This is a genomic window from Vibrio sp. D420a (assembly GCF_030248625.1).
GTDB lineage: Bacteria > Pseudomonadota > Gammaproteobacteria > Enterobacterales > Vibrionaceae > Vibrio > Vibrio fortis_A.
In genome coordinates, this window is sequence record NZ_JAHGAN010000044.1 from 39,373 (window position 1) to 65,959 (window position 26,587).

Here is a 26,587-nt window from a genome sequence, read left to right on the forward strand (position 1 = left end):
ACTCTACACCTCTACAACAAGATTGGGTCTGTCGAGCCAGAAGCATCACCTTCACCAAGGTGCATGATTTCATCTAGGCTCACTACCCCTTGCAACACCAACTCCATGGCCGATGCGAGCAGTGGTTTATAGTTCTCAGAGCGTCTTGCCGTTTGAGCAAAACCTACTGCATCGTTAGCACGTAGGGCATCCATCATATTTTGTTCAAGCTCTAACATCTCAAAGACACCAATTCGGCCACGATAACCGGTTAGGTTACAGTTCTGACAACCGCGACCTTTTACGAATGATGCAGAAACCTGATTCGGGAATCGCTCACTGAGCCACTGTTTGCGCGCATCATCCAACTCATCCTCAACCTTACAGTCGCTGCACACCTTACGAACCAGTCGCTGAGCAACTACCGCACGCACTGCACTGGCCACCAAATAACCTGGAGCCCCCATATCCATCATACGCAGAGCACTATCAACAGCATCATTGGTGTGAAGAGTACTTAATACTAAGTGACCAGTTAATGCTGCACGCAGACCAATCTCAACCGTTTCATGGTCACGCATCTCACCAATTAAGATGATGTCGGGATCCTGACGTAGGAAGGTTCTTAGGATAGTAGAGAAGTCGAGGTCGATTTTAGGATTAACTTGAACTTGGTTAATACGCGGTAGACGATATTCCACCGGGTCTTCTGCAGTGATGATCTTCTTACCCGGCTCATTGAGCTCACTCAGCGCACCATAAAGAGTCGTTGTTTTACCAGAACCTGTTGGGCCCGTTACCAAGATCATGCCATGTGGTCGACGCAGCTGTTTGCGCAGGCGAACCAAGAGGTCTGCAGGAATACCAGAAGACTCTAACTTACGTAGACCTGCTGATTGGTTAAGTAGACGCATAACCACAGATTCGCCGTGTTGTACTGGCATGGTCGACATACGAATGTCCACCGATTGACCTTTAGCACGAATGTTGAAACGGCCATCTTGTGGGAGACGCTTCTCAGAGATATCCAGGTTCGCCATCAACTTTAAACGTAAAACTAAAGCAGAAGCGATATTCACTTCATTAAGCAGAGTCTCGTGCAACACCCCATCAATACGCTGACGCAAGCGCAATACATTGGCATCAGGCTCAATGTGGATATCGGAAGCACCAACCTGAATAGCATCTTCAAACAGCGAGTTAATCAGCTTAACAACCGTAACTTCATCGCTGTCTTCTTCTGCAATATCAAAGTCGAAAGCTTCATTAACTTGGTGCTCGGCATGCAACTGCTCAGCAAAAGATGCTATCTCTTTGGTGCGACGGTAATAACGATCAAAACCATCAACCAATTGGCGCTCAGGAGCAACCACGAACTCCAGTGCGTAATCACCTAATTGGCCAAGCAGTGCCTCTTGAGCGAACAGATCCGCTGGATCACTCATCGCAACACGCAGCGTGTCGCCCTGTCTGCCAATAACCAACGCACGAAGACGTCGAGCATGTACTTCTGGAAGCAGTTGTACCGCTTCAACATCGACCGCAGCACGGCTTAAATCGATAAGAGGAATATCAAGCTGTTGCGACAAGAAGCTCAGCATCTGTTGTTCAGACAAAAATCCAAGCTCAATGAGTGCATCGCCCAACTTTCGGCCCGAGCTTTTTTGAGCAGCAAGAGCTTGTTCCACTTGCGCCTCAGTAATAATGCCCTCTTCAACTAATAGGTCACCGAGTCTTTTTCTTAATCTAATTTGCATTCTTGGCGCCCTCTAGGTCTGAGATTACTTTTAGCCTATCGCGGATAAAACTTTGAGATTGTGATGAGATACCGACACGAACCAGTGCATTTTGATAAGACTGTTTTGCCTGTTCAAACATCAGTTGGCGCTCTTGTTGAATGGCCAAACCTAACCACCAGCGTGCGTTGTCTTGTTCTATTTCGGTCAGTTTTTGATAGCTCTCTAGCGCGATAGTTTCTTGCTGAGCTTTTTGGCTTAGGGCTGCGCGCATTGCAAGGTATTCTTTCGATGCATTGTTAGGTAAATGCAACAACGGGCTAAGTGCCGCCTCAGCTTGATCCGCTTTGACTAGCAGTTTTGATAATCCTAATCGCAGTGCTTCACTATCGATATTCAAACGAATGCCCGCTTGCAAAAGCTCATAGGCTCTTCGGGTATCACCTTTACCAAAATAGAGGATCGCAAGTTTCTGTCTAACTGCTTCATCACGAGGTGTGTAGCGAAGCGCTTCAGTAAAGCCTTGAAGTGCACCATTTAGATTATTGGCATCAAGCGCCTTCTTAGCTCGGCCAACAGCATTGGCGGCCAATTGCTCCGGAGTAAGCTCGACTTGCTCAACGACAATCCCACTCGCTGTGTCTTCCGAAGTTGAAGTTGCTTCAGGTGCAATAGCTTTCGTTTGAGTTACTGACTCATTCGCCTGAGTGCTGGTTGTTTTTGTGCTTGCCAACAACACAGGTTTTTGTGTCGTTGTAGCCATCGGTACATCAGCAGTTTTTGCAACACTGACTTTGTCTTGGCTAACTTTTACAGGTTCTGGTGATGCGGCAACCGATACCGTTGCTGGTTTGACATTTGAGGTTGATGCGTCCGCTTTATCCAGTGCTTTTTCAGACACAGGTTGTGATTCTTTTAGCACCATCTTTTTCGTCGGGGACTCTGCTAATACTGGTGCTGAAACAGCTTCATTTGAGGTTATTTCATCATTCACCGAACCAGTTAGCGCAACAGATTCTGACTCAACACTTGACCCTTGAGACACAGCCCATCCGCCCATCGCTAAACTCAATGAGAAGCCAGCAGTCACCCAAATCCATGGTGAACGTGTTTTTATCTTTGGCACCTCAGCAGCTTCAATCGCCACCTTGGATTCTTTCTTAGCCAATTCTGATAAGGCGTTATTTATGGTACTCATGATTCACTCCAACCCCACAAAATTGGCTTTTTAAACTTAGGTTTCGATACATCGTAGGTTTCATGCATCGCTGAAAACAGGTGCTGGTTTTCTACGGTCTGCTTATGTTCGCTAAAGGCCATTAACAGCGCTTTATGACAGAGTTGATTGATAAGCCTTGGTACACCTCTACTAGACCGCCAAATCGCTTTCTTGTGGTTCAAACTAAACAGAGTTGATGAACCACCAGACTTACTGATTCGATTGTCGATGTAGGCCACCGTCTCATCAAGGTTCAGTGTTCGTAAACAAGAGCTAAAGGAAATACGCTGACGAAACTGTCTTAGATGATGTGCGTTTAGACGAGTTTCGAGCTCAGGCTGACCCAACAGTACAATCTGCAGCAACTTGGTCGATTCCGTCTCTAAGTTACCGAATAGTCGTAGTGTTTCTAGCGCTTCATCCGATAATGCCTGAGCTTCATCCAGAATCGCCACCACTCTTTTTCCGGAGTGGTTTAGTTCAATCAACCTATGCTGGATCTCGTCCACCAGCATAGCTTTATTTTGAACATTGAGACCAAGCTCTTTAGCGACGGCGTATCTCAAATCATCTCCAGACAACACTGGATTAGGCAGGTAGATTAATGCCGTATTGTCACCTAAATGGTTTATCAACATACGACAAACCATCGTTTTACCTGTCCCAACTTCACCAGTGATCTTAATGACCCCTTCACCCATATCGAGTGCCGAAAGCACCGTCTGAATCGCTTCAAAATGCGGTGCTAAGCCATAAAAAAGATCCGTATTTGGCGTTAGAGAGAATGGCGACTGTTCAAAACCAAAGTGAGCTTGATACATAACTGCTCACCTCTGTGATGCCGCCATCGCGCAAAACTGCGGATTACTCTTCATCAGGGAACCATTGCTGCAACAGATCACGCGAACGCTCAAGCTCACTCTGCCATGTATTCACACCAACAATCGTCGGCTTCAGCAAGATCACCAGCTCAGTCTTTTGCGTCAGCTGGCTGGTATTGCGGAATAGATGACCAAGTGCAGGAATATCACCAAAGAATGGAACCTTAGAGGTCACATCACTCACGTTAGATTTCATCAAACCGCCGATAACAACAACATCACCGTTGCGCGCACGAATCACCGAATCTGACTCACGGATAGAACTTCTTGCTAATGGCAGCTCTACTGTCCCCGTGGTTGAACCAAGGTTAAGAGATTTAGTCTCCTCACTCACATCAATAACCGCAGGGTGAACGTGAAGGAACACATTGCCTTTGTCATCAATCTGAGGCGTAACATCGAGAGAAATGCCAGAGAAGAATGGTGTTAGCTCGACTTCTGGCGCAACGTTAGCATTATCGCCGCTGCCTACAGCGCTCGAAAGATCCGTCACGTAGTACTCATCAGTACCGACTTTGATCACTGCTTTTTGGTTATTGGATGCCGTCACTCGTGGGCTAGAAAGTACGTTCAGGTCACCTTGAGTACCCATAAAGCTCAACACCGCTTCAAAGCTGCCACCAGAGACAACAATATTTGATTGACCACCTAACAGTGCACCAACAGGATCAAGCCCCGGCAGCGTCACAGGAGTGATAGCACCCGCAGTGTCTTTAACAATGTTGCCAGTACCAATGGTGTAATTCGTGCCATTTGATGAGAACATCTTGGTCCAGTTGATACCTTGTTGGTAACCGTCACTCAATGTCACTTCTAAGATCTTAGCTTCCAAGATAACTTGGCGTTGCAAGCGTTCTTGAGAAATACCCAAGAACTGACGCACTTCGCGAATCTCGTCTGGGTAAGCTCGTACCGTAATCACACTTGCTTGAGGTGTCACGACAACGCTTTGGCCATTACCGCTGCCGATTAAGTGGGTCACCGCCGCTTCTAATTGAGGCCAGAAATCGCTTTCTGAAGTCGTTTCAATCTCAGTACCACCTGTCGATGACGAAGAGTTTGAAGACGTAGAGGAGCTGTTTGAGCTAGAGCTTGAACTAGAAGAGCTCGATGAATTCGAGTCTGAGTTAGTGATGGTACCCGTTGTAATCGTCGTCAATGAGCGACCTGCTCGCTTAAGCTGCAAGTAATCAACAGGGATAGTCACTGTACGCAGGCCAGCAGGGAAGATTTGGATAACCTTACCGCGCTTCTCGATATCGTAGCCGTAAAGATCTTGTACGACAGACAGTACTTCATCCAAGGTTACGTCGGTGAGATTAACGGTAATGTTGCCCGTAACACTTGGGTGAATCGCAGCACTAAATTCAGTACCTTTTACTAGGCTCGCGAAGAAAGCTCGAGCATCAACACGATTGGCTTGAATACGAAAACGCTTAACCGTTTCCATACTTGGCGACATTGGATCATCGTCAAACTGCGGCATCAGATCGTCTTGCACCGACGATGGCAGCTCGCTCAGTGCGCGGCTATTGGCTTCATTAATGGATTCATTCAAAGACTCTTTGATCTCCACAGGATCACGATGGCCCATGGAACAACCAACTAAAGATGAAACTAGAATTGCTACTACAAGTTTACGCATGTCTTCACTCAAACCTTAATTCTTCTTAATATCCAAAGAGAACAGCTCTAACTTCCACTGCTGAGTACTTCTCTGAAGAGTGACGTATTCTGAATCTATTTTTTTTACCTTGTACCCACGAACCACCTCGCCTTGCGAGACAACCTGACCATTTAAGATGGCATAGCATGGGCTTTCACCCTTACAAACTATGCTCTGCAATGAAGGTAAGCGATAACGAGTTGGGGCTTTTTTAACGGGTGCTGCTTTCTGCTCTTTAGGAACCAACCACCCTAGCGGCGCAGTTGGGTCTTGTTCGGCCAGTACCGATGAGCTGAAAAACAGCAGAGACAGCAAAAGAACTCTAACCACCAATGAACTCCTGTCTTGTCCCTAATGTGTAAACCTCAAATACCAAACGAGCTTGTGGATACTCTTCTACCTTGTATTGAAAGGTTCGCCAATAATAGCGAACGGGAAGAGACTCCAGAGCTTGCAGATAAGCAGAGATATCGAAGTACGAACCCGTTAGTTCCATGCGAACCGGATGTACGTAGTACCCCGAGTATTCGCTGGTGCCTTTTTTGTTTGAAATGGGCTCAGGCTTTAATGACTCCAACGACGCTAGCTTTAAACCTTTGCCAGAACTCAAAACACTCTCTAACAACTCTGTCATTTGTGACGGCGAGATCAAGCTATCAATCATCTGAGCCAGATCCATCGAAAGCTCTTGGCTCTGAGCCATCAGCGATTTGAACTCAATATCGATCTCTTTATCGGGGTTTCTATTGAGCTTGGCTTGTAGCACTAACAACTCACCCTCGAGCCTTTGATTTGACTGGGTCAAACTCATGCTCTTTGCACGCTTAGCTTGTAAATCATTGTATGCAGGTTCGACCAATACACTGAATAGGAGCATAAACAGGCCGACGAAACCACACAGCAAAACCAGCCATTTCTCTCTTGAGCTTAGCGCTAAGAATTTATCGCTATACTGCTCCCACCTTTGCATTACTATTTCTCCCTACGGGTGCTTAATTCAAACGTCACAACATCTTGGTCATTACGACCAATCTTCAGTTTTTCAAACGCGCGCCCCACGAGATTAAGCTCATTTTTGAACTGCCCAACCCAATTAGGAATCACCTCGGCAGAGCGAGCGAGTCCTGAAAGATCGAGAGAATCATGAGTCATATAAATGCGAGAAAGCGAGATATCATTGCGCCCCAATTTAGCCAGAGCGTTCATGACGCCAGAATACCCGATCTGTTGGCTTTCGTCGTATTGACCTACAGCCAGTAGGGCGTCTTTTTTAGCTTGAATCTCACGTTTGAGACGCTCAACGGCGGCTACTTTCTCTGGAGAAGGCTTATGCTGGGCTAATTCAACATTAAGCTGCTTCACCTGACTGTTTAATTGATTAGATTTTTGTTGAAGAACAATCAGTTCATCATCAATATGAATTGTTTGATAGTGCATAAAACCATAAGCTGCGAGCATAACAGCAGAAACTAAAGCCCAAGATGCTGCGACGTTAGTAAGAGTAAAGTACTCTTTTTTCGGTTTTAAATGCTCAGGATAGAGATTAACTTTGAATTCAGAGTGCGCTTGAGCGAGCTCTACAAGCAGTGATTCGGAACTTTCGCGCCCATTCTCACTGATCAAAGATACACTAGAACTTAGGGTATTAGATAACGCCTCTTTTAGCTCCGCTTCGTCCTCTTCATCACAACATATTTTTAGCTGTCGTAACTGAACACCTTTAATCTGTGAAGAGAGGTAATCAATTGAACGTTGCAGTTCAAGCGCTAGACCATCCATTTGAAGAGCACTCGAAGCGACTCCAGTTAACGGCGGTACTACGCTACGAATGGAGCGCTGAAAGCACACGGTATGATCGACAAAAGCACCCAGTTTGAAGTGAGCATTTTTGCTGCGTTGCAACAAGATAAAGTTCGATAGCTCGCCCGCACTGTAACCCCAAAGTTCATCCTCAGGCGCCACACCGTTGAGTGTTACTTGAGCTTGGCTTGCCACACTAAGTAGTTTATCAAGTAGCTTTTTCGCAAGAACATAAACTTGAAGTTTGTTCGACGTTGGTAAAGCAACGGCGCTTGCGGTGATCTCAGTGACACGTTCTGACACTAGATCTTTGAGTAGGAAAGGTAATGCAACCGGCCACTCACTCTCAGGGATTTCCGGCTTATCAATTTGATAGGTCTGGTAGTAGCTAGAGCTCACGATTAACTGCAAGCTAGCGCTATTGAAAGCATCACTTGCCAGTGACTTTTTCAGTGCACTCTCCCAATCACCATTCATGATTGGCGTAGCAATAACACTCTTGTCCGCTGCTGAAACATAAACAGCGTCGCTGCTTAATAACACCACTTGAGCTTGGGTGCCGTTTTGGGCTGGCTTTATCTTATTTAAAATCGCTTTTAACTTCATGGTTAACTACTACTCTTACGCCATCGATTTCTTCGGCCAACTTTAACTACCGACTCTGTTTTTACTTTAGGCTTATTCGGTTGAGGTACCGGAATAATTTGCCTCTCTTCATCAAACAATCGTCCTTGATAGCCGTGGATTCCCAACTCAAGCAGAGCATTTTTCTCTGAATTCGTTTCTACACCAACTGCAATTACCTGCGTTGGAGAGTCTCCACAAGCTCCAATCAAACTGCGTACAAACAGTTGATTTTCATGCCTTTGATCGATCTTCTTAACCAAGCTTCTGTGTAGCTTAATGAAATCGACTTTCAAATCTTTAATATAGTGAGTGCTGACAATCGTTCGACCCGCTTGACCGACTGTCACTTTGCATCCGAGCCCTTTTAGCATTTTGGCGACGGGCCTCATGTAATCTAAGTGAGCGATCACATGACCTTCTGAAAATTCAAACCCTAAATGCGCTCGTTGCTGAGTTGAAAGCTGTAATAACTCACTTCTAAACCACTTAAAGTGCTGCTTATTCGCAAAAGGAGTGACATTTAGGTTAATAGAGTAATTCATCAGTTTCGAGGATTCTTTTACCGACTTCAATAAAACACGCAAAACTGATTGATCCATTTGTGCTTGATACCCAATCTGCTCTACTGCTGGCATAAATCGAGAAGATTTGAGTAAGCCTTTCTCTGGATCTTGAATCCTTGCGAATATTTCTCTATGTAATTCATGAACTTGCCCTTTATTGGACGTAAGATAACACTGCTGCGCAAAGATTACTAAGTTTTCCGGCTGCAATGCCTTATCCAATAATGTTCGCCAACGAACACTGCCACGATCCAACTCATTCTTATTCAGTTTAGGGTAACGACTCCAGTTATTACTTCGCTCTAACTGAGCACTTTTCAGTGCCGTCTCCGCTTCATCCATAATCTGGCTGTGGCGCTCGCCTTCGGCATACATGGTCACACCGATGTGGCACCAATTATCCACATCTAGCGGCTCCGGTGGTGACAATTTATCGAGTTGTCTCAAACATTGGGCAGCCAGTGTCGCAATATCTTTACTACCTTGATGAGGAATAAACACGGCAAAGTCCGCATCGTAGTATCGAGAGAAAATAACATCAGGGTAACGTTGGACGATATTGGACAATACTTCACCGACTTCAACGATAAAGGCGTCGGTTACTTGCTTTTCATTACTGTCTCGAACTTGTTCCCACTCTTCGATACGGATAAGCAGCACACCACCACGCGCACCGCTCTCATGCAGAGCCGATTCCAGTTTGTTATCGAAAAGTACCCGATTAGCCGTGCCAGTGAGCTTATCTAAGAAGGTGTGTGTGCGAATAAAGGTATCAAAACGACTGCGTTCTTGGCGGGCGTCTTGCAGTTCTTCAATTAAGACATCAAGGGCTTCACTGGCAGTATATGGCCACTCACGCTCATCCCCCTTAGCGTGAGATTCCACTTGCCCAGCAAGAATCATTCGTCCACGCTCTTCGAGCATTTCAGAGCCCATTAATTGCTCTTTAAGCCATTGCACGCCTCTTGCTAAACAGAAAATGATCAAAGCCACCGCTAAGGTGATCGACCACATTGCTTCCATTGAATAGTTATAGCCAATGTATGGAGGGAGTGCCTTAAATTCGATTTGATAACCAGTATTTCGCTCTAATATAAAGGTGCGCTCATAGAGACGATTCGGGTCGATTTGTGGGGAAGTATCTTTGAAACGATAAACAATACCGGTGGAGTTAGAGAGTTTCATCTCGACGATATTGCTGGCTTGCAACATTTTAGGCATCCAACGCTGCATAGAATAAGCAGCGTCTGGATCTTCCATTTCTTTATCCACGACATCAACAATCCCGACCAAATAGTGATCGAGATACTCTTGCCCAATGCGCTTGAATGAGAGTGTGCCCCCGATAAATAAAATAAACATCGCACTGATAACAATAACAGTAACGAATGCAACCAAGCGGGTGCTCAACTTAAGGGTCGGGGTATATCTCATGAATAACGAAATCCTTTTCAACTCACATTATACCGTACTGCTACGTTATACTATATTTTGCGGTTGTAAATAAAGCGTTAAGAGTTTTGGGTAGCAAAAAGCCGCGACAAACGCGGCTTTTCCATTTTAATACTTTGTTTTCTGATTTACGAAAAACAGAGTTTAGAACGGGATGTCGTCATCAAAATCCATTGGTGGCTCATTGTATTGAGGTTGAGCCTGTTGTGGAGCTTGTTGTTGAGGTGCTTGCTGCTGAGCAGGTGCACTGTATTGCTGCTGTTGTGGTTGCTGAGGTTGACCCCAACCACCTTGCTGCTGTTGGCCGCCCATACCGCCTTGAGCTGGTGCGCCACCTTGAGCACGACCGCCTAGCATTTGCATTACGCCGTTAAAGCCTTGAACAACAACTTCCGTTGTGTAGCGATCTTGACCGCTTTGATCTTGCCATTTACGCGTTTGCAGTTGGCCTTCAATGTAAACTTGAGAACCTTTACGTAGGTATTCACCTGCAACTTCTGCTAGCTTGCCAAACAGAGCCACACGGTGCCACTCTGTTTTCTCGCGCTGTTCGCCAGTTGCTTTATCACGCCATGATTCTGACGTTGCAATGGTAATGTTCGCTACTGCACCGCCATTTGGCATGTAACGAATTTCAGGGTCATTACCTAGGTTACCCACTAATATAACTTTGTTAACTCCACGGCTAGCCATGATTTGCTCCGTCTAAACTCATAGTCTTGAAAATTTTAGCGCATAAGAATAACACGCTTTTTAACAGTGATAAATCGCAATCCGATTCTCTATTGAATCGAAAGAATAAAAACGTAACAAATCATGATATTCAGACGAGTGTTGTTTTTTTCGCCACTTACAAACCACTCATTTACGTGGTGAATTGATATTCAACGCAAGTCATAACAAAGCGACTAGTGATGAAATTCGCATCATGACAGTGTGAACGCTTCCCAATAAACAGTAGAAGGAGCTTTCACATGAAAGTATCGAGGTATACTCGCACATTACACTTTTTATGCTTAGACCTAGAACAGAGTCATCTGTACATCAATGAGATAGAAAATTTACTTTCTATTCCAATGTATAGAATGCCTCCAGGAGAGATAATGTGCATCAACAAAAAGCAGAGCAATCGAATCCTCTTGGTCGATTACAAGCAACTGCCTGACCTGTTTCAGGCTTTCCCTAATCTTGCTGTACTGTGGAAGAACTTTGAAATCATTCTTTTCAATGTCGAAAAGCCACTGCAGACTCAAGAGATCATCCGCTTTGGGCACTTAAAAGGGTTGTTCTACTGCAGCGATACCAAACCGAAAATAGCTGAAGGCATCACAAGGATCATTAATGGAGAGAATTGGTTACCAAGAAAGATCACCAGCCAATTGCTGTTCTATTATCGCAATATCGTCAACATCAGCACTTGCCCTGTTACGGTCGATTTAACTATCCGAGAATTACAGGTGATTCGCTGCCTACAAACTGGCGCTTCGAATACCCAGATCGCAGAAGATCTATTTATCAGCGAGTTCACAGTCAAATCCCATCTTTATCAAATCTTTCGTAAACTGGCTGTAAAGAATCGAGTGCAAGCTATAGCGTGGGCAAACCAGAACCTAATTTCATAACTTGCCAATATCAATATTTTTGAGGACAGCTCCAATAAAGCATACGGATTGTTGCTGAATTTTCGACATTACCTGTGCTAGAGTTGCCCTCAGAAATGTTCAGCACACTGAGCTGATTCGATAATTATTAAAGATATAGGGTTTTTACCATGATTAAAAAGTGCCTTTTCCCGGCAGCTGGCTACGGTACACGTTTCTTACCTGCAACTAAATCGATGCCAAAAGAGATGATGCCTGTTGTGAGCAAACCGCTCATCGAATATGGCGTTGAAGAAGCAATTGAAGCGGGCATGGACGGCATGTGTATCGTAACAGGCCGTGGTAAGCACTCGATCATGGACCACTTCGACAAGAACTACGAACTTGAACACCAAATCAGCGGTACTAATAAAGAAGAACTGCTATACAACATTCGTGAAACCATTGAAGCAGCAAACTTCACCTATATTCGTCAGCGTGAAATGAAGGGCTTAGGTCACGCAATCTTAACTGGTCGTGAGCTAGTAGGTGACGAACCGTTTGCTGTGGTACTGGCTGATGACTTATGTGTAAACGAGCAGCAAGGTGTACTTGCGCAGATGGTCGCTCTTTACAAACAGTTCCGCTGTTCAATTGTTGCGGTACAAGAAGTGCCAGCAGACGAAACACACAAATACGGTGTGATTTCAGGTGAGATGATTAAAGACGACCTTTACCGTGTTGATGACATGGTAGAGAAACCAGAGCAAGGTACTGCTCCGAGCAACCTCGCTATCATTGGTCGCTACATTCTGACTCCAGATATCTTCGAACTGATTGAGAACACAGAACCTGGTAAAGGCGGCGAAATTCAAATCACCGATGCGCTACTAAAACAGGCCCAAGCTGGTTGTGTACTTGCGTACAAATTTAAAGGTAAACGCTTCGACTGCGGTAGCGTTGAAGGCTATATCGAAGCAACGAACTTCTGCTACGAAAACCTATACAAAAAAGACGCACAGAAAGTTGAGCTAGACAAACACTCAACCAAGAAAGAAGCGTAATCACTTCCCATTTTTACTCTAGTTTAAAGGCAGCTCTACTGAGCTGCCTTTTTTGCACTGTTTTTTTATCCAGTAAAACTTTGCACAAAACTCACACTATGTAATACTTTAGCCACTGAAAATTACATGGTTGCCTGAAATGGATAAAATTGAAGTAAGGGGTGCTCGCACGCACAACCTCAAAGATATAAACCTAACAATCCCAAGAGATAAATTAATTGTGATTACGGGTTTGTCTGGGTCTGGTAAGTCTTCACTGGCTTTCGACACCCTGTATGCAGAGGGTCAGCGTCGTTACGTTGAGTCACTGTCTGCCTACGCTCGTCAATTTTTGTCCCTTATGGAAAAGCCCGATGTTGACCACATTGAAGGCTTGTCTCCGGCGATCTCTATCGAGCAAAAGTCGACATCCCATAACCCGCGCTCAACAGTGGGAACAATTACAGAGGTCTATGACTACCTGAGACTTTTGTATGCTCGCGTTGGTGAACCTCGCTGTCCAGATCATCATATTCCTCTTGCAGCACAAACCATCAGTCAAATGGTCGATAAAGTGCTCGAACTGCCTGAAGGCTCGAAGATGATGCTGCTTGCTCCTATCGTTAAAGAGCGTAAGGGTGAGCATGTTAAGACGCTGCAAAACCTTGCAGCTCAAGGCTTCATTCGAGCAAGGATCGACGGTGAGACCTGTGATCTTTCCGATCCACCAGCACTAGAACTACATAAAAAGCATACGATTGAAGTTGTGGTCGATCGCTTTAAGGTTCGCCCAGATCTTCAACAACGACTCGCTGAGTCTTTTGAGACCACACTTGAGCTGTCTGGCGGTATCGCTGTTGTTGATTGGATGGACGATAACGATCAAGAAGAGATTGTATTTTCGGCTAACTTCGCTTGTCCTAAATGTGGTTATAGCATGCAAGAGCTTGAGCCACGACTGTTCTCTTTCAACAATCCAGCTGGTGCCTGTGGTACCTGTGATGGCCTAGGTGTACAACAATATTTCGACCCAAGCCGCATTATTGTTGACGACAACCTAAGTATTGCCGACGGTGCCATTAAAGGTTGGGATCAAAAGAACTATTACTATTTCCAAATGCTCACTTCGCTCGCTGAGCACTACGGATTTGATCTGTTTGCGCCGTTCAACTCTTTGCCAAAGAAAACTCAAGACATCATCTTGAAAGGATCGGGTCGCACAGAGGTTGAATTCAAATACATCAATGATCGTGGCGATATTCGAGTTAAGCGTCACCCGTTTGAAGGTATTCTGAATACGTTAGAGAGACGCTACCGTGATACTGAGTCGAACTCAGTTCGTGAAGATCTTGCGAAGTATATTTCAACTAAGTCCTGTTCTAGCTGTGGCGGTACCCGCCTAAGACTCGAAGCGCGCAATGTATTTATTGGTGATACCACCTTGCCACAGATTGTTGAACTGAGTATTGCTGATGCCTTGGCATTCTTCCAAAACCTGCAATTGAGCGGTCAGCGCGCACAAATTGCCGAAAAGGTAATGAAAGAGATCAACGACCGCCTACACTTCTTGGTCAACGTTGGCTTGAACTATCTCAACCTATCGCGCAGCGCAGAGACACTTTCAGGTGGTGAAGCGCAACGAATCCGACTTGCAAGCCAAATTGGTGCAGGTCTAGTTGGCGTTATGTATGTTTTGGATGAACCTTCCATTGGTCTCCACCAGCGCGATAACGAGCGACTACTACAGACTCTCGTACACCTTCGCGATCTTGGTAACACCGTTTTAGTGGTAGAGCATGATGAAGATGCGATTCGCTGTGCCGATCACGTGATTGATATTGGTCCGGGCGCTGGTGTTCATGGTGGTAATGTTGTAGCCGAAGGCACCATGCAAGAGATCATCGACAATCCAAACTCTTTGACTGGCCAGTACCTCAGTGGCGTAAAAGAAATTGCAGTACCAAAAGAGCGTACTCCAATCGACAAGAAGAAAGTCGTAGAGCTGATTGGCGCGACAGGCAACAACCTTAAAGAGGTGACAGCGACAATTCCTGTCGGCCTGTTCAGCTGTATTACGGGTGTGTCAGGTTCTGGCAAATCAACTCTGATTAACGATACCTTCTTTAAGATCGCCCACACGCAGCTTAACGGTGCCACAACTGCAGTTCCTGCACCATATAAGAAGATAAAAGGTTTAGAGCATTTCGATAAGGTTATCGATATCGACCAAAGCCCAATTGGACGCACGCCACGTTCTAACCCAGCGACCTATACCGGTATCTTCACACCAATTCGTGAACTGTTTTCGGGTACACAAGAAGCACGTTCTCGTGGTTATAAGCCTGGCCGCTTTAGCTTCAACGTTCGAGGTGGACGCTGTGAAGCCTGTCAGGGTGATGGTGTAATTAAAGTCGAAATGCACTTCTTACCAGATGTATACGTTCCTTGTGATGTATGTAAGGGAAAACGCTATAACCGTGAAACACTGGAAGTACGCTATAAAGGCAAAACCATCGATGAAGTATTAGAGATGACAGTCGAAGATGCTCGTGAATTCTTTAACCCAGTTCCAGTGATCGCACGTAAGCTCCAAACATTAATGGATGTGGGCTTATCATATATTCGACTTGGACAAGCCGCGACAACGTTGTCTGGTGGTGAAGCACAGCGTGTTAAATTGGCTCGTGAGCTATCTAAGCGTGATACAGGCAAGACTCTGTACATCCTAGATGAGCCGACTACAGGTCTTCACTTCCACGATATCCAACAGCTATTGACTGTTCTGCACCGTCTGCGTGATCACGGAAACACAGTCGTAGTCATCGAACACAACTTGGATGTGATTAAAACCGCAGACTGGATCATCGACTTAGGCCCAGAAGGTGGCCAAGGCGGTGGTGAAATTATTGCTGCTGGCACGCCTGAAGATGTGGCGTTGGTCGAAGGCTCTCACACAGCTCGCTTTCTTAAGCCTATGTTAACTATGAAATAGGTCTACAATAGCGCTCAGCGAATAAGACGAAAAGTGTTAAAGTATCGGGGGCTTGTTCTAATTGGACAAGCCCCGTTTTTATAAGGTTAAGGATCTATGGCGACAATACACACCAGTGGTACACAGCTTGAGGGTCAAGTGACTCAACTCCCGCTCAATAAGCCCTTTTTGGTTTCTTTGGCCGTTGTCTTTCTCATCGCTATGCACTTTTTTATGCCTAACCCTGGTGGTTCAGGCTTAGCACTCTCCTTCAATCCTACCACTTGGCTGGCCTTGAGCGTTACTCTAGCAGTTGGTTTTTATCAAATGGCCAATAACCGTGTTATCAAATACTCAAAGCTCACTATTGGGCTTCTGATTAGCTGCATAATTCTTACACTGCCAGTCCTATACAGTAACGCAGCGCCTTCCGGTGCTTCAGGCCGCTTGCTCGGGCTATGGACGGGTTTCTCTTTTTTCGTTCTTCTTCAGCAGTTCAAGTTTAGTAATAAACATAAGCAGCGCTTACTCTGGTTCATTGTACTCGCCGTTATGATCCAAGCTCTGTTTGGTTACTTCCAGTACTTTTTCTTAGAAGCTGGCAATATGTTTGGCTACAACACCAAAGCCAACCGCCCTTATGGTATTTTCCAGCAGCCAAATGTGATGGCGAGCTTTCTCGCAACTGGCTTTGTGCTTTCTGCATATCTTCTGGCGAGACAGCCGACCAAATACAACCTTAAACTGAGCGAGTCATTTCTGCTCTATCTCATGCCTGCGATCACAGTACCACTGCTGATCATCATAGCATCCCGGACGGGTTGGCTAGCTAGCATATTGAGCTTTGTCCTTATCCTGCCATACCTTTACAAGTTTTCGACCAAGAAACGTTTTTACGGCTGGTGCGGTTCTGTATTGCTCGGATTGATTGCTGGTTTTGCTATTATCAACTTACAGGCAGCTGATAGCTTAGCCAGCAAGCGTACACACTTAGAAAGCCCTCGAGCTTATACTTTTCCGCAAGCCCTCGATATGATGGTAGAAAAGCCATTCTCTGGTTATGGCTACGGTAAATTTGAGTCTGAATATACGCTGTACACAGCACGTCAACATCAACTCAACTCCAATTATCACCCGGGGCTTCCTGCGATGGACCACCCGCACAATGAGTTGTTATTTTGGGGTGTTGAAGGGGGTATTGTACCGATCATCGGTATTCTACTTGCAGCGGCTTTGGTCGCAGGTCGGATAACGACCGCAACAAAGGGAACACAGTTAGCTCTGTTCGCGTTGTTTATCCCGATCGTTCTACACTCACAACTTGAGTACCCGTTTTACCACTCGGCCATTCACTGGATCACCTTTATTGTGCTCCTTTACTGGGTTGATCAACGCACTTCCTACCATTACCAAAAAGGATTTAGCGTTATCAGTAAGACCTTATTTAGAGTAACGAGCTTGGTTGTGCCAATTCTTGTCAGCTTCTATATGTTGAGCGCCTTACACACCAACTATGTGCTTACCAAGTTTGAGAAATCACAGCCTAAAAATCCGGATATTCTGAAAGAGGTTTCGAACCCTGTGGTTTGGAAAGATCGCTACGATTGGGATATTTACAGTACTTATCTCAATATAGGACTCTATCAAGAAGATCCAAAACTGATTCAGCCGTATATCGATTGGTCTTTGAATATCATCAAGTCAAAACCACGACCTGCGTTTTACAACAACCTGATCTTGGCTTACCAAGGCTTGGGGGACGAAAGCAAAGCCGAACAGATTCGCAGCGAAGCGCAATTCCTGTTCCCTAATAGAGATTTTTCGACCGTGCAGTATCAGCGCCCATCACGGGTAAAGTCATCGACATCATCAGCGCAAAGCAGCGCTCAATAGCACCTAATAAAAAAGGCGAACGAGATAACCCGTTCGCCTTTCAAATCAATGATACGAAGTATTTACTTCAAAACATCCGCCAGAGCTTTCAAACACAAGGCAACATTCTCTTTGCGAGCGCCATAACCCATTAAGCCAATTCGCCACGCTTTCCCGGCTAATGCGCCAAGACCCGCGCCAATCTCTAGATTGTACTCCTCAAGCAATCGTGTGCGAACAGCTGCTTCATCAATTCCTTCAGGGAAATACACCGCGTTCAATTGTGGTAGTCGACTTCCCTCTTCAACCACAAAACTTAAACCAAGAGATTCAAGCCCTGCCTTTAGCTCACGGTGCGCTGATTGATGACGCTCCCAGGCATTCTCTAACCCTTCATTACGGAGAATCACCAAGGACTCATGCAAAGCGTACAGGCTATTTACCGGCGCAGTATGATGATAGCTACGTTTTCCTTCACCACTCCAGTACCCAAGCACTAAGCTCTGATCTAAGAACCAGCTTTGCACAGGCGATTGACGCGCTTTCATCTTCTCTACCGCTTTTTGAGAAAAAGTCACAGGCGAAAGACCCGGAACACAAGACAAACACTTCTGACTACCCGAGTAGACGGCGTCTAACTGCCATTCGTCCACCAGCAGCGGGACTCCACCCAATGAAGTCACAGCATCTACGATTGTTAGTGCGTTAGAACGACGAGCAACCTGAGAAATCGCTTCCGCATCCGTAAGGGCGCCCGTTGATGTTTCTGCATGAACAAACGCAACAGCAACGGCATCTGGGTGTTCGGACAGTGCCTGCTCAACTTTATCGACGGAAACAGGTTTCCCCCACTCATCGTCAACCAGAATAGCTTCGCCACCGCAGCGAACTACGTTTTCACGCATTCGCTCACCGAATACACCATTACGGCACACAATCACTTTTTCGCCGGGTTCAATCAGATTGACGAAACAAGTTTCCATACCTGCACTACCCGGCGCTGAGACAGCAATCGTAAACTCATTTTCCGTTTGAAAGGCATACTTTAATAGCTGCTTCACCTCATCCATCATATTGATAAACAAAGGATCTAAATGGCCAATAGTAGGACGACTCAGAGCCTGTAGCACTCGAGGGGAAATATCAGAAGGCCCCGGTCCCATTAGCGTGCGATGAGGAGGAAAAAAGCTTTCAGCGATGGCTGTTGTGTGCAGGTTCGACATAATTATCCCTTATGTTTATGACATGAACCTTCCACACTAAAGCAAATCCACTACCTCAGCAATTAGTCGAAAGTCTCGAGGTCAAACCAGTGTCACAGAATTGTTAAATTTATTTTCACTTTATCTTGAGTTACCGATTGACATTCTTACCGCAAACACGTTCAATAAAACAGCTATCAAGCAGAAGAGGAGCACTGCCCAGGTAGATGTTTTGTGGAACCACATTTCCAATACAGAACATTCAGGGGGAGCAGTGCCGAGGTAACAGAAACATGTCGGGTTTCTGTTATCGGTTAATCGGGCTGAATCCCATTAACTGTCATCATTCCAATATGATGAGGAGCTTCTGAGGTTTACAATTCAAATACACACCTCTCTTTTTGCTCTAAACCCTCTCTTCAAAACATTGGACGTTGGATTACCAACAGTAATTTTTATTTTAGGAAGTCGGGAGATTTATCGTGAGCGCATCTAATGTAGCTGGTTCTTTTAATGTCGCTAAGTTCGGTGGGACAAGCGTTGCTAACTTTGAAGCAATGAGTCGCTGTGCAGCCATTATTGAGAATAACCCCAATACCAAGCTTGTTGTCAGCAGTGCGTGTTCAGGCGTCACCAACCTTTTAGTTGAATTAGCTAACGGTGTGCAAGACCAAGGTCGCCGCCAAGAGTTAATGAGCCAACTAACAGATATTCATCACGCGATTTTGGATCAACTCGCAGAGCCAATGAGTGTCGAGAAAGAGATCCATACGATTCTGGACAATGTAGCGAGTGCTGCAGAAGCTGCATCTTTTCAATCAAGTGCCAAGTTAACTGACCACTTAGTGGCGTGTGGTGAGCTAATGTCGACTCACCTTTTTGCGCAAATTCTTCGAGAGCGTGGCGTATCCGCCGTCAGATTTGATATTAGAGAAGTGCTGCGTACCAATGACGCTTACGGCAAAGCAGAACCTCAACTGGAGCAGATCTCGCAGCTTGCTCAAGAGAAACTGATTCCTTTATGTCAAGAACACGTCGTCATCACTCAAGGCTTTATTGGTGCGGACGATGAGGGCAATACAACCACACTTGGCCGTGGCGGAAGTGACTATTCAGCAGCACTAATTGCAGAGTCAGTATTAGCTTCTGGTCTAGAGATTTGGACTGATGTTCCGGGAATCTACACCACAGACCCTCGTATCGCCCCTAAAGCTTCACCAATTCCAGAGATCAGCTTCAGCGAAGCATCTGAAATGGCAAATTTTGGCGCTAAGATCTTACACCCATCTACATTAGTGCCAGCACTACGTCATCAGATTCCTGTTTTTGTCGGTTCATCTAAAGAACCTGAAAAAGGCGGTACTTGGATTCGTCAACAAGTAGAGAGCTCACCACTGTTTAGAGCACTTGCCCTGCGTTGCAACCAAACCATGGTTACACTGCGCAGTGCGAACATGTTCCACGCATACGGCTTCTTGGCGAAAGTATTTGAGATCCTCGCTAAGCATAAGATCTCTGTTGATCTTATTACGACTTCAGAGATCAGTGTCTCTCTGACACTCGATCAAACAGACACTTCTGGTGGTGCCCCGGAGTTGCCTGAAGTTGTACGCAAAGAACTTGAAGAGCTATGTACAGTAGAAGTTGAACACAACCTATGTCTTGTTGCGCTTATTGGTAACAATATGAGTGAGAGCAAAGGCTATGCAAAACAAGTCTTCAGCACTCTAGAAGACTTCAACTTACGCATGATCTGCTACGGTGCGAGCCCACACAATCTTTGTTTCCTAGTGCATGAGTCTGTCTCTCGTTCGGCAATTCAAAAACTACACCAAGAGTTGTTTGAGCAAGAGTAAAATAATCAATTAGATACAAAAAGGGTTGCTCAATGGCAACCCTTTCTCTTTCTAGTCGATCTTAGTTAATGTTTGGACCTAACCACTTCTCTGCTTCCAGCGCATCCCAACCCTTGCGATCAGCGTAGCTATCTACTTGATCTTGCTGAATCTGAGCAATTGCAAAGTAGCGTGAATCAGGGTGAGAGAAATACCAACCCGATACTGATGCACCTGGCCACATCGCATAACTGCTCGTCAAAGACATATCGATCGTCTCTTCCACTTTCAGTAGCTCCCACAATGAGCCTTTTTCAGTATGCTCGGGACATGCAGGATAACCCGGTGCTGGACGGATACCTTGGTACTTCTCACGAATCAACTCATCATTCGATAGGTTTTCATCGGCGGAGTAACCCCAGATATCTTTACGTACTTGCTCATGTAAGTACTCTGCAAATGCTTCAGCAAGTCGGTCAGCTACTGCTTGTATCATGATAGCGTTGTAGTCATCGCCCGCAGCTTTGTATTCATCAGCAAGCTCACGCTCTCCAATACCACCGGTTACGGCAAAGGCGCCGATCCAATCTTTCTTACCAGACTCTTTTGGCGCAATGTAATCAGACAGACAGTAGTTAAAACCTTTTGGCTTTTCTGTTTGCTGACGTAGGTTATGCAGAACCTTAGCAACCTCAGTGCGTGATTCATCAGTGTAAACCTCAACATCATCACCAACACTTGCTGCAGGGAACAGCGCACACATACCACGAGCTTTAAGTAAGCCCTCGCGTTCAACTCGATCAAGTAGGTCATTGGCGTCTTTGAATAGACGTTTTGCCTCTTCGCCTACTTCTTCATGTTCAAGAATTGCAGGGTATTTACCCACTAGCGACCAAGTCATGAAGAATGGAGTCCAGTCAATGTAACGACGCAAGGTTGCAACATCAAAATCATCATAAACATGCACACCCGGCTTGGCTGGAGCTGGCGGCGTATAGTTTTCCCAATCAATAGCGACTTTATTCGCTCGAGCTTGCTCTAACGTTACAGGCTTAGTGCGAGGTTTTTTACGGTTGTGCTGATCGCGAACACGCTCATAATCCAAATCTAGCTTCTCAACAAATGCAGGACGAAGCTCATCAGATAACAGGGACGTACATACCCCAACCGCTCTTGATGCGTTGTTCACATACACCACAGGGTTCTTGTAGTTCTGTTCAATCTTAACTGCAGTATGCGCCTTGGAAGTTGTTGCACCACCAATCAACAGTGGCAAATCGAAATCCAAACGTTCCATCTCTTTAGCTACATGCACCATCTCATCGAGTGATGGAGTAATTAGGCCAGATAGACCGATAATGTCGACATTCTCTTCTTTAGCGACTTTTAGGATCTGTTCGCAAGGAACCATCACTCCAAGGTCAATAATCTCGTAGTTATTACACTGCAGTACCACGCCCACAATGTTCTTACCGATATCGTGAACATCACCTTTTACAGTAGCGAGCAAGATCTTACCGTTTGAAGAACCAGCTTGCTTAGAAGCGTTAATGAAAGGCTCCAAATGTGCAACGGCTTGCTTCATTACACGCGCTGACTTAACTACCTGAGGAAGGAACATCTTACCTTCACCAAACAAATCACCAACCACATTCATACCATCCATTAGAGGGCCTTCAATGACCTCTAATGGCTTACTGGCATTCAAACGAGCTTCTTCAGTATCTTCGACGATAAATTCAGTAATACCTTTGACAAGTGCATGCTCTAGGCGCTTCTCAACCGCCCAAGTACGCCACTCGAGTGCGGAAGCATCTTCCTCTTTACCAACACCTTTATTAGCGTATTCCGCAGCGATATCCAGTAATCTCTCAGTCGAGTCATCACGACGGTTAAGAACAACATCTTCTACCGCTTCACGCAGTTTATCTGGGACGTTATCGTAAATTTCAAGCTGACCAGCATTAACGATACCCATATCCATACCGTTCTTGAAACAGTGATACAGGAACACTGCGTGAATCGCTTCTCGAACGTAGTTGTTACCACGGAAAGAGAACGAAACGTTAGATACACCGCCTGAAATCATCGCATATGGAAGGTCGCGTTTGATGTCTGCTACCGCGTCAATGAAATCAACCGCGTAGTTGTTGTGCTCTTCAATACCTGTCGCAACCGCAAAGATGTTCGGGTCGAAGATAATATCTTCCGGCGGGAAACCGACTTCATCCACCAAAATATTGTATGCGTTAGTACAAATCTCTAGCTTACGCTGACGGGTTTCTGCTTGGCCAACTTCGTCAAAAGCCATCACGATAACTGCAGCACCATAACGGCGAATCAGCTTAGCTTGCTCAACAAATTTCTCTTTACCTTCTTTCAAAGAGATCGAGTTAACGATGCCCTTACCTTGAATACACTTAAGGCCAGCTTCGATGACTTCCCACTTCGAAGAGTCGACCATAATAGGCACTTTAGAAATTTCAGGTTCAGACGCACATAGATTTAAGAAACGCACCATGCACGCCTCAGCGTCTAGCATGCCTTCGTCCATGTTGATATCAATGATTTGCGCGCCATTCTCAACTTGTTGACGAGCAACTTCCAAAGCTTCGTCATAAAGCTCTTCTTTAATCAGACGCTTGAATCGAGCAGAACCGGTAACGTTGGTACGTTCGCCAACATTGACGAACAAGGTGTCTTTTTCGATGGTGAGGGGCTCTAATCCTGATAGGCGGCATGAGACAGCTAACTCAGGTAAAGCACGCGGCTTAACATTGTCGACCACATTAGCCATATGGCGAATATGTTCTGGCGTGGTACCACAACAACCACCGATTAGGTTTAGGAAACCGCTCTCCGCCCACTCTTTTACATGAGAGGCCATATCTTCAGGAGAGAGATCATATTCACCAAATGCATTAGGAAGACCAGCATTGGGGTGAACTGAGACAAATGTTTCTGAAATGCGAGAAAGCTCATCTACATATGGGCGCAGCTCATCTGGTCCTAGGGCACAGTTTAAGCCAAAGGATAGCGGGCGAACGTGGCGTAATGAATTGTAGAAAGCTTCAGTTGTTTGACCGGAAAGCGTTCGACCTGATGCGTCAGTGATAGTACCTGAGATCATAACAGGCAGAGTAATACCCAACTCCTCGAACACGGTATCAACTGCAAATGCACAAGCCTTAGCGTTTAGAGTATCGAAAATGGTCTCAATCAGGATCAGATCGGAGCCACCTTTGATCAGCGCTCGGGTTGATTCGGAATAAGCTTCCACTAACTCATCAAAGCTAACATTTCGATAGCCCGGATCATTTACATCAGGAGAGATCGAACAAGTACGGTTAGTTGGACCAAGCACACCAGCGACATAGCGAGGCTTTTCCGGTGTTTTCGCTGTCCACTCATCAGCGGCTTCACGCGCTAGCTTGGCTGCAGCAAAGTTAATCTCTTCGCTAAGGCTTTCCATATCATAGTCAGCCATCGCAATGGTGGTTGCGTTAAAGGTATTGGTTTCAAGGATGTCTGCGCCAGCTTCTAAGTAAGCTGAATGTATGTCCTTAATAAGCTGAGGTTGAGTAAGTACTAAAAGGTCGTTATTACCTTTAAGATCACTATGCCAATCAGCAAAGCGCTCTCCTCTATAATCCTGCTCTTCCAGTTTGTAGTTCTGAATCATGGTGCCCATGCCACCATCGATCAATAGAATTCGTTGCTTTAATTGAGCTTCGATCTGTTGCTTTACATTACTTCCCACAGTACAGCCTCATTCCTTTAATTATCACTCCATCCTATCACACATTAAAAAGGAGTCTAGACGTCTAAACGGAGAATTTGATAACTAATCTATGACAAAAAACAGTTTGCTATTTAAGCGATAGAGGACGAAAATTCATGTTCATATTTTGTTACATATCGGAAATCCAATGTCGGTCTACTACACACTTTGCTTTTTATCTGCAGCAGCAATGTTGATAGCGTTTGTAAACAGCAAGATAGGAAAGATGCAAACCACTATCGCCATTACTGCTGGTTCGATGATGCTTTCACTGATTATCCTGATTGCTGGTCAAAACAATTGGTTTCAGTTGTCTGAAATCGCTTCAGACACAGTGGCAAGTATCAACTTCGAAGATTTTCTACTCAAAGGGATTTTAGGTTTCCTACTATTCGCAGGTGGGTTAGGGATTAAGCTACCCAACCTCAAAGATCAGAAGTGGGAAATCACGGTACTCGCATTGGGCGCAACTCTGTTTTCTACTTTCTTTATTGGATTTGTGCTTTACGGATTCTGCCAGGTTATCGGCATTCAGTTTGATCTTATCTACTGCTTACTGTTTGGCTCTCTTATTTCACCGACTGACCCAATAGCAGTACTCGCGATCGTTAAAAAACTCGATGCACCAAAACGCATTTCGACCCAAATTGAAGGTGAATCGCTGTTCAATGATGGCTTTGGTCTGGTTATCTTTGTCACTCTATTTACTATCGCATTTGGTACTGAAGCACCAACGGTAGGCAGTGTAACGATGTTGTTTATCCAAGAAGCCATTGGCGGGATTGTTTACGGCTTTGCATTAGGCCTTCTATTCCATTATCTAATTAGTAACACCGACGACCACTCAATGGAGCTGTTACTGACTATCGGTATCCCAACAGCTGGATACGCTTTTGCAGAAGTACTTCATGTATCAGGTCCATTAGCTATGGTGGTATCAGGTATTATGATCGGCAACTGGACTCGCTTTATCGGTTTCTCAAAAGAGAGTGAAGATCACTTAGACCACTTCTGGGAGCTAGTCGATGAGTTCCTAAATGGCGTGCTATTCCTGCTGATCGGTATGTCGATGCTACTTTTTGAATTCCACGAAGAAGACTGGATCTTAATGGCTTTCTCTGTACCGTTAGTACTAGGAGCACGATACCTCAGTGTATTCTTGTCATACATTGGCTTTAAGCGCTTTAGAAGCTACAACCCATGGTCAGTTAAAATTCTTACTTGGGGCGGATTACGTGGTGGTCTAGCTCTCGCAATGGCTCTATCTATTCCGTCAGGTATCTGGGTCATCGAAGACAAACTGATCGATGTAAAAGAGATCATCCTAGTCATGACATATTCAGTGGTAGTGTTCTCAATCTTGATTCAAGGCTCAACGATTACACCAATGATTGAGAAAGCTAAGCTCGCAGAAAAAGAGTTAAACAAATAACACTCGTCCCCTGTATAGAGGCTGCCTCCTAAGTAGCCTCTATCGTTTCCCTCCAAAACATCTCTTCTGCTAGTCACCATTACTACTCAGCATTAATACATCGAAGCATCCACCGAAAGTCTCACTTTTTGGCAACTAACGAATTAGAACTGACCAAAAGTTAAGTAATAACTAGGTTCAACAACACCAGACCATCTTTTTATTTACGGATTGGGAAGGAATCGGACTAGAAGTTAGGGATTTGAGACTTGTTTTATTCATGTCGCTAGGAGTTGAGTAGTACTTCTTAAACAACAAAAAGCTCCGACATCAGTTAGAGCTCCTGATACTGGTCAGCAAGAACGCTAACTACTTCATAGCTCCTTTGAACTAATGAGCCAAGTCATCTAGCTATCTTAACACTACTCCTTAGAAACACAGACGGAAAACCCTAACATGCCTACCAAGGCTTCAGTACATAGCAAAGTTGAAAATTTCTAAGTCCCAACACAAGCTTTAGAAAGTACAAATACGTTAGCGTTTCAACTAGAGCCTTCAATATGGCAATGCTCTATTGCGCCGACACTTCAAAGACTCGATCGGATAAGTGAGCGATTTGCTTAGCTCTTTAAACACTGTTCCAAATTTAGTATATGGCAAGTGAACTAGGCTAGTGATTCAGAGGTCGACTATGTTGGCACAGCTACTCTCAATACACGCTGTTTTGGTGATCGGGGAATCAGCTATTCTGTTAATGGTATTGAAAGCAAAAAGGCTCTGACGTTAGTCAGTGCCTTTGAATATGGTTGGGGGGACTGGGCCGGCACTCCGGGAATTCGACTATGTTTGAAATCTAACTCTCAACGTATGTATCTCTGGTAACCTCAGAATCCGCTGTTTTATTTTTTGGCAGTCGAATACAAAAAAGCCTCAGCATTTCTGCTGAGGCTTTCGAAGATGGCAGGGGTG

The 26,587-nt window shown here is 45.1% G+C and carries 17 protein-coding genes and 1 riboswitch; of the genes, 6 read left to right on the forward strand and 11 right to left on the reverse strand.

Features of this window, described 5'->3' with window-relative positions:
* Positions 1–11: 11 nt before the first annotated feature.
* The 9 genes from KI743_RS21865 to KI743_RS21905 form a co-directional block, all read right to left on the reverse strand.
* Positions 12–1,736, reverse strand: a complete 1,725-nt coding sequence (locus KI743_RS21865) for a GspE/PulE family protein (protein WP_285468158.1) — start codon at positions 1,734–1,736, stop codon at positions 12–14.
* On the reverse strand, positions 1,726–2,913 hold the full coding sequence (locus KI743_RS21870) for a lipopolysaccharide assembly protein LapB (protein ID WP_285468159.1): 1,188 nt from the start codon (positions 2,911–2,913) through the stop codon (positions 1,726–1,728). Before KI743_RS21870 ends, KI743_RS21865 begins: the two co-directional genes overlap by 11 nt.
* Entirely contained in the window at positions 2,910–3,755 is an 846-nt protein-coding gene (locus KI743_RS21875; RefSeq protein ID WP_285468162.1) for an ExeA family protein, read from the reverse strand. Before KI743_RS21875 ends, KI743_RS21870 begins: the two co-directional genes overlap by 4 nt.
* Positions 3,756–3,798: 43 nt before the next feature.
* Positions 3,799–5,460, reverse strand: coding sequence for a pilus (MSHA type) biogenesis protein MshL (gene mshL, locus KI743_RS21880; RefSeq protein ID WP_150870752.1), 1,662 nt, complete (start codon positions 5,458–5,460; stop codon positions 3,799–3,801).
* Positions 5,461–5,475: 15 nt separating this feature from the next.
* Positions 5,476–5,811, reverse strand: a complete 336-nt coding sequence (locus tag KI743_RS21885) for an MSHA biogenesis protein MshK (RefSeq protein WP_285468163.1) — start codon at positions 5,809–5,811, stop codon at positions 5,476–5,478.
* The gene (pilO, locus tag KI743_RS21890) at positions 5,804–6,451 is read right to left on the reverse strand and encodes a type 4a pilus biogenesis protein PilO (protein ID WP_285468164.1); all 648 of its coding nucleotides are present in this window, start codon (positions 6,449–6,451) and stop codon (positions 5,804–5,806) included. The genes KI743_RS21885 and pilO overlap by 8 nt, the downstream gene beginning before the upstream one ends.
* Before the next feature lie 2 nt (positions 6,452–6,453).
* Positions 6,454–7,887: an MSHA biogenesis protein MshI gene (locus KI743_RS21895; protein WP_285468166.1), complete on the reverse strand. Its 1,434-nt coding sequence runs from the start codon at positions 7,885–7,887 to the stop codon at positions 6,454–6,456.
* Between the two features lie 2 nt (positions 7,888–7,889).
* Positions 7,890–9,905, reverse strand: coding sequence for an RNase E specificity factor CsrD (csrD, locus tag KI743_RS21900; protein WP_285468168.1), 2,016 nt, complete (start codon positions 9,903–9,905; stop codon positions 7,890–7,892).
* Between the two features lie 162 nt (positions 9,906–10,067).
* Positions 10,068–10,616, reverse strand: coding sequence for a single-stranded DNA-binding protein (locus KI743_RS21905; protein WP_032552989.1), 549 nt, complete (start codon positions 10,614–10,616; stop codon positions 10,068–10,070).
* Positions 10,617–10,897: 281 nt separating this feature from the next.
* Here KI743_RS21905 and KI743_RS21910 point away from each other — a divergent pair, with 281 nt between their 5' ends.
* The 4 genes from KI743_RS21910 (at position 10,898) to KI743_RS21925 (ending at position 17,410) form a co-directional block, all read left to right on the forward strand.
* On the forward strand, positions 10,898–11,545 hold the full coding sequence (locus tag KI743_RS21910) for a LuxR C-terminal-related transcriptional regulator (RefSeq protein WP_032552988.1): 648 nt from the start codon (positions 10,898–10,900) through the stop codon (positions 11,543–11,545).
* 149 nt (positions 11,546–11,694) lie between these two features.
* The gene (gene galU, locus KI743_RS21915) at positions 11,695–12,567 is read left to right on the forward strand and encodes a UTP--glucose-1-phosphate uridylyltransferase GalU (RefSeq protein WP_032552987.1); all 873 of its coding nucleotides are present in this window, start codon (positions 11,695–11,697) and stop codon (positions 12,565–12,567) included.
* Positions 12,568–12,706: 139 nt separating this feature from the next.
* A complete protein-coding gene (gene uvrA, locus KI743_RS21920; protein WP_152468072.1) occupies positions 12,707–15,538 on the forward strand; it encodes an excinuclease ABC subunit UvrA in 2,832 nt (943 codons plus the stop codon).
* A 96-nt stretch (positions 15,539–15,634) separates the two neighbouring features.
* The gene (locus tag KI743_RS21925) at positions 15,635–17,410 is read left to right on the forward strand and encodes a PglL family O-oligosaccharyltransferase (protein WP_285468172.1); all 1,776 of its coding nucleotides are present in this window, start codon (positions 15,635–15,637) and stop codon (positions 17,408–17,410) included.
* Positions 17,411–17,472: 62 nt separating this feature from the next.
* On the opposite strand, the gene KI743_RS21930 is transcribed toward KI743_RS21925, so the two are convergent.
* Complete coding sequence (locus tag KI743_RS21930) at positions 17,473–18,612, reverse strand: alanine--glyoxylate aminotransferase family protein (protein ID WP_285468173.1); 1,140 nt, start codon at positions 18,610–18,612, stop codon at positions 17,473–17,475.
* Positions 18,613–18,788: 176 nt separating this feature from the next.
* Positions 18,789–18,966: riboswitch (Lysine riboswitch) on the forward strand.
* 107 nt (positions 18,967–19,073) lie between these two features.
* Here KI743_RS21930 and lysC point away from each other — a divergent pair.
* Positions 19,074–20,447, forward strand: a complete 1,374-nt coding sequence (gene lysC, locus KI743_RS21935; protein WP_285468175.1) for a lysine-sensitive aspartokinase 3 — start codon at positions 19,074–19,076, stop codon at positions 20,445–20,447.
* A gap of 61 nt (positions 20,448–20,508) precedes the next feature.
* Here lysC and metH read toward each other — a convergent pair whose 3' ends face one another.
* Complete coding sequence (metH, locus tag KI743_RS21940) at positions 20,509–24,186, reverse strand: methionine synthase (protein WP_285468176.1); 3,678 nt, start codon at positions 24,184–24,186, stop codon at positions 20,509–20,511.
* Positions 24,187–24,355: 169 nt separating this feature from the next.
* Here metH and KI743_RS21945 point away from each other — a divergent pair, with 169 nt between their 5' ends.
* Entirely contained in the window at positions 24,356–25,639 is a 1,284-nt protein-coding gene (locus tag KI743_RS21945; RefSeq protein WP_032552981.1) for a sodium:proton antiporter, read from the forward strand.
* The last annotated feature ends 948 nt before the right edge of the window (positions 25,640–26,587 follow it).

Bases quoted from the DNA above. Each gene is read 5' to 3' on its own strand.
- KI743_RS21930 (WP_285468173.1), bottom strand. From the start codon at position 18,612: ATGTCGAACCTGCACACAACAGCCATCGCTGAAAGCTTTTTTCCTCCT.
- pilO (WP_285468164.1), bottom strand. From the start codon at position 6,451: ATGCAAAGGTGGGAGCAGTATAGCGATAAATTCTTAGCGCTAAGCTCA.
- KI743_RS21875 (WP_285468162.1), bottom strand. From the start codon at position 3,755: ATGTATCAAGCTCACTTTGGTTTTGAACAGTCGCCATTCTCTCTAACG.
- KI743_RS21910 (WP_032552988.1), top strand. From the start codon at position 10,898: ATGAAAGTATCGAGGTATACTCGCACATTACACTTTTTATGCTTAGAC.
- KI743_RS21895 (WP_285468166.1), bottom strand. From the start codon at position 7,887: ATGAAGTTAAAAGCGATTTTAAATAAGATAAAGCCAGCCCAAAACGGC.
- uvrA (WP_152468072.1), top strand. From the start codon at position 12,707: ATGGATAAAATTGAAGTAAGGGGTGCTCGCACGCACAACCTCAAAGAT.
- mshL (WP_150870752.1), bottom strand. From the start codon at position 5,460: ATGCGTAAACTTGTAGTAGCAATTCTAGTTTCATCTTTAGTTGGTTGT.
- KI743_RS21865 (WP_285468158.1), bottom strand. From the start codon at position 1,736: ATGCAAATTAGATTAAGAAAAAGACTCGGTGACCTATTAGTTGAAGAG.
- csrD (WP_285468168.1), bottom strand. From the start codon at position 9,905: ATGAGATATACCCCGACCCTTAAGTTGAGCACCCGCTTGGTTGCATTC.
- galU (WP_032552987.1), top strand. From the start codon at position 11,695: ATGATTAAAAAGTGCCTTTTCCCGGCAGCTGGCTACGGTACACGTTTC.
- KI743_RS21870 (WP_285468159.1), bottom strand. From the start codon at position 2,913: ATGAGTACCATAAATAACGCCTTATCAGAATTGGCTAAGAAAGAATCC.
- KI743_RS21905 (WP_032552989.1), bottom strand. From the start codon at position 10,616: ATGGCTAGCCGTGGAGTTAACAAAGTTATATTAGTGGGTAACCTAGGT.
- KI743_RS21925 (WP_285468172.1), top strand. From the start codon at position 15,635: ATGGCGACAATACACACCAGTGGTACACAGCTTGAGGGTCAAGTGACT.
- KI743_RS21945 (WP_032552981.1), top strand. From the start codon at position 24,356: ATGTCGGTCTACTACACACTTTGCTTTTTATCTGCAGCAGCAATGTTG.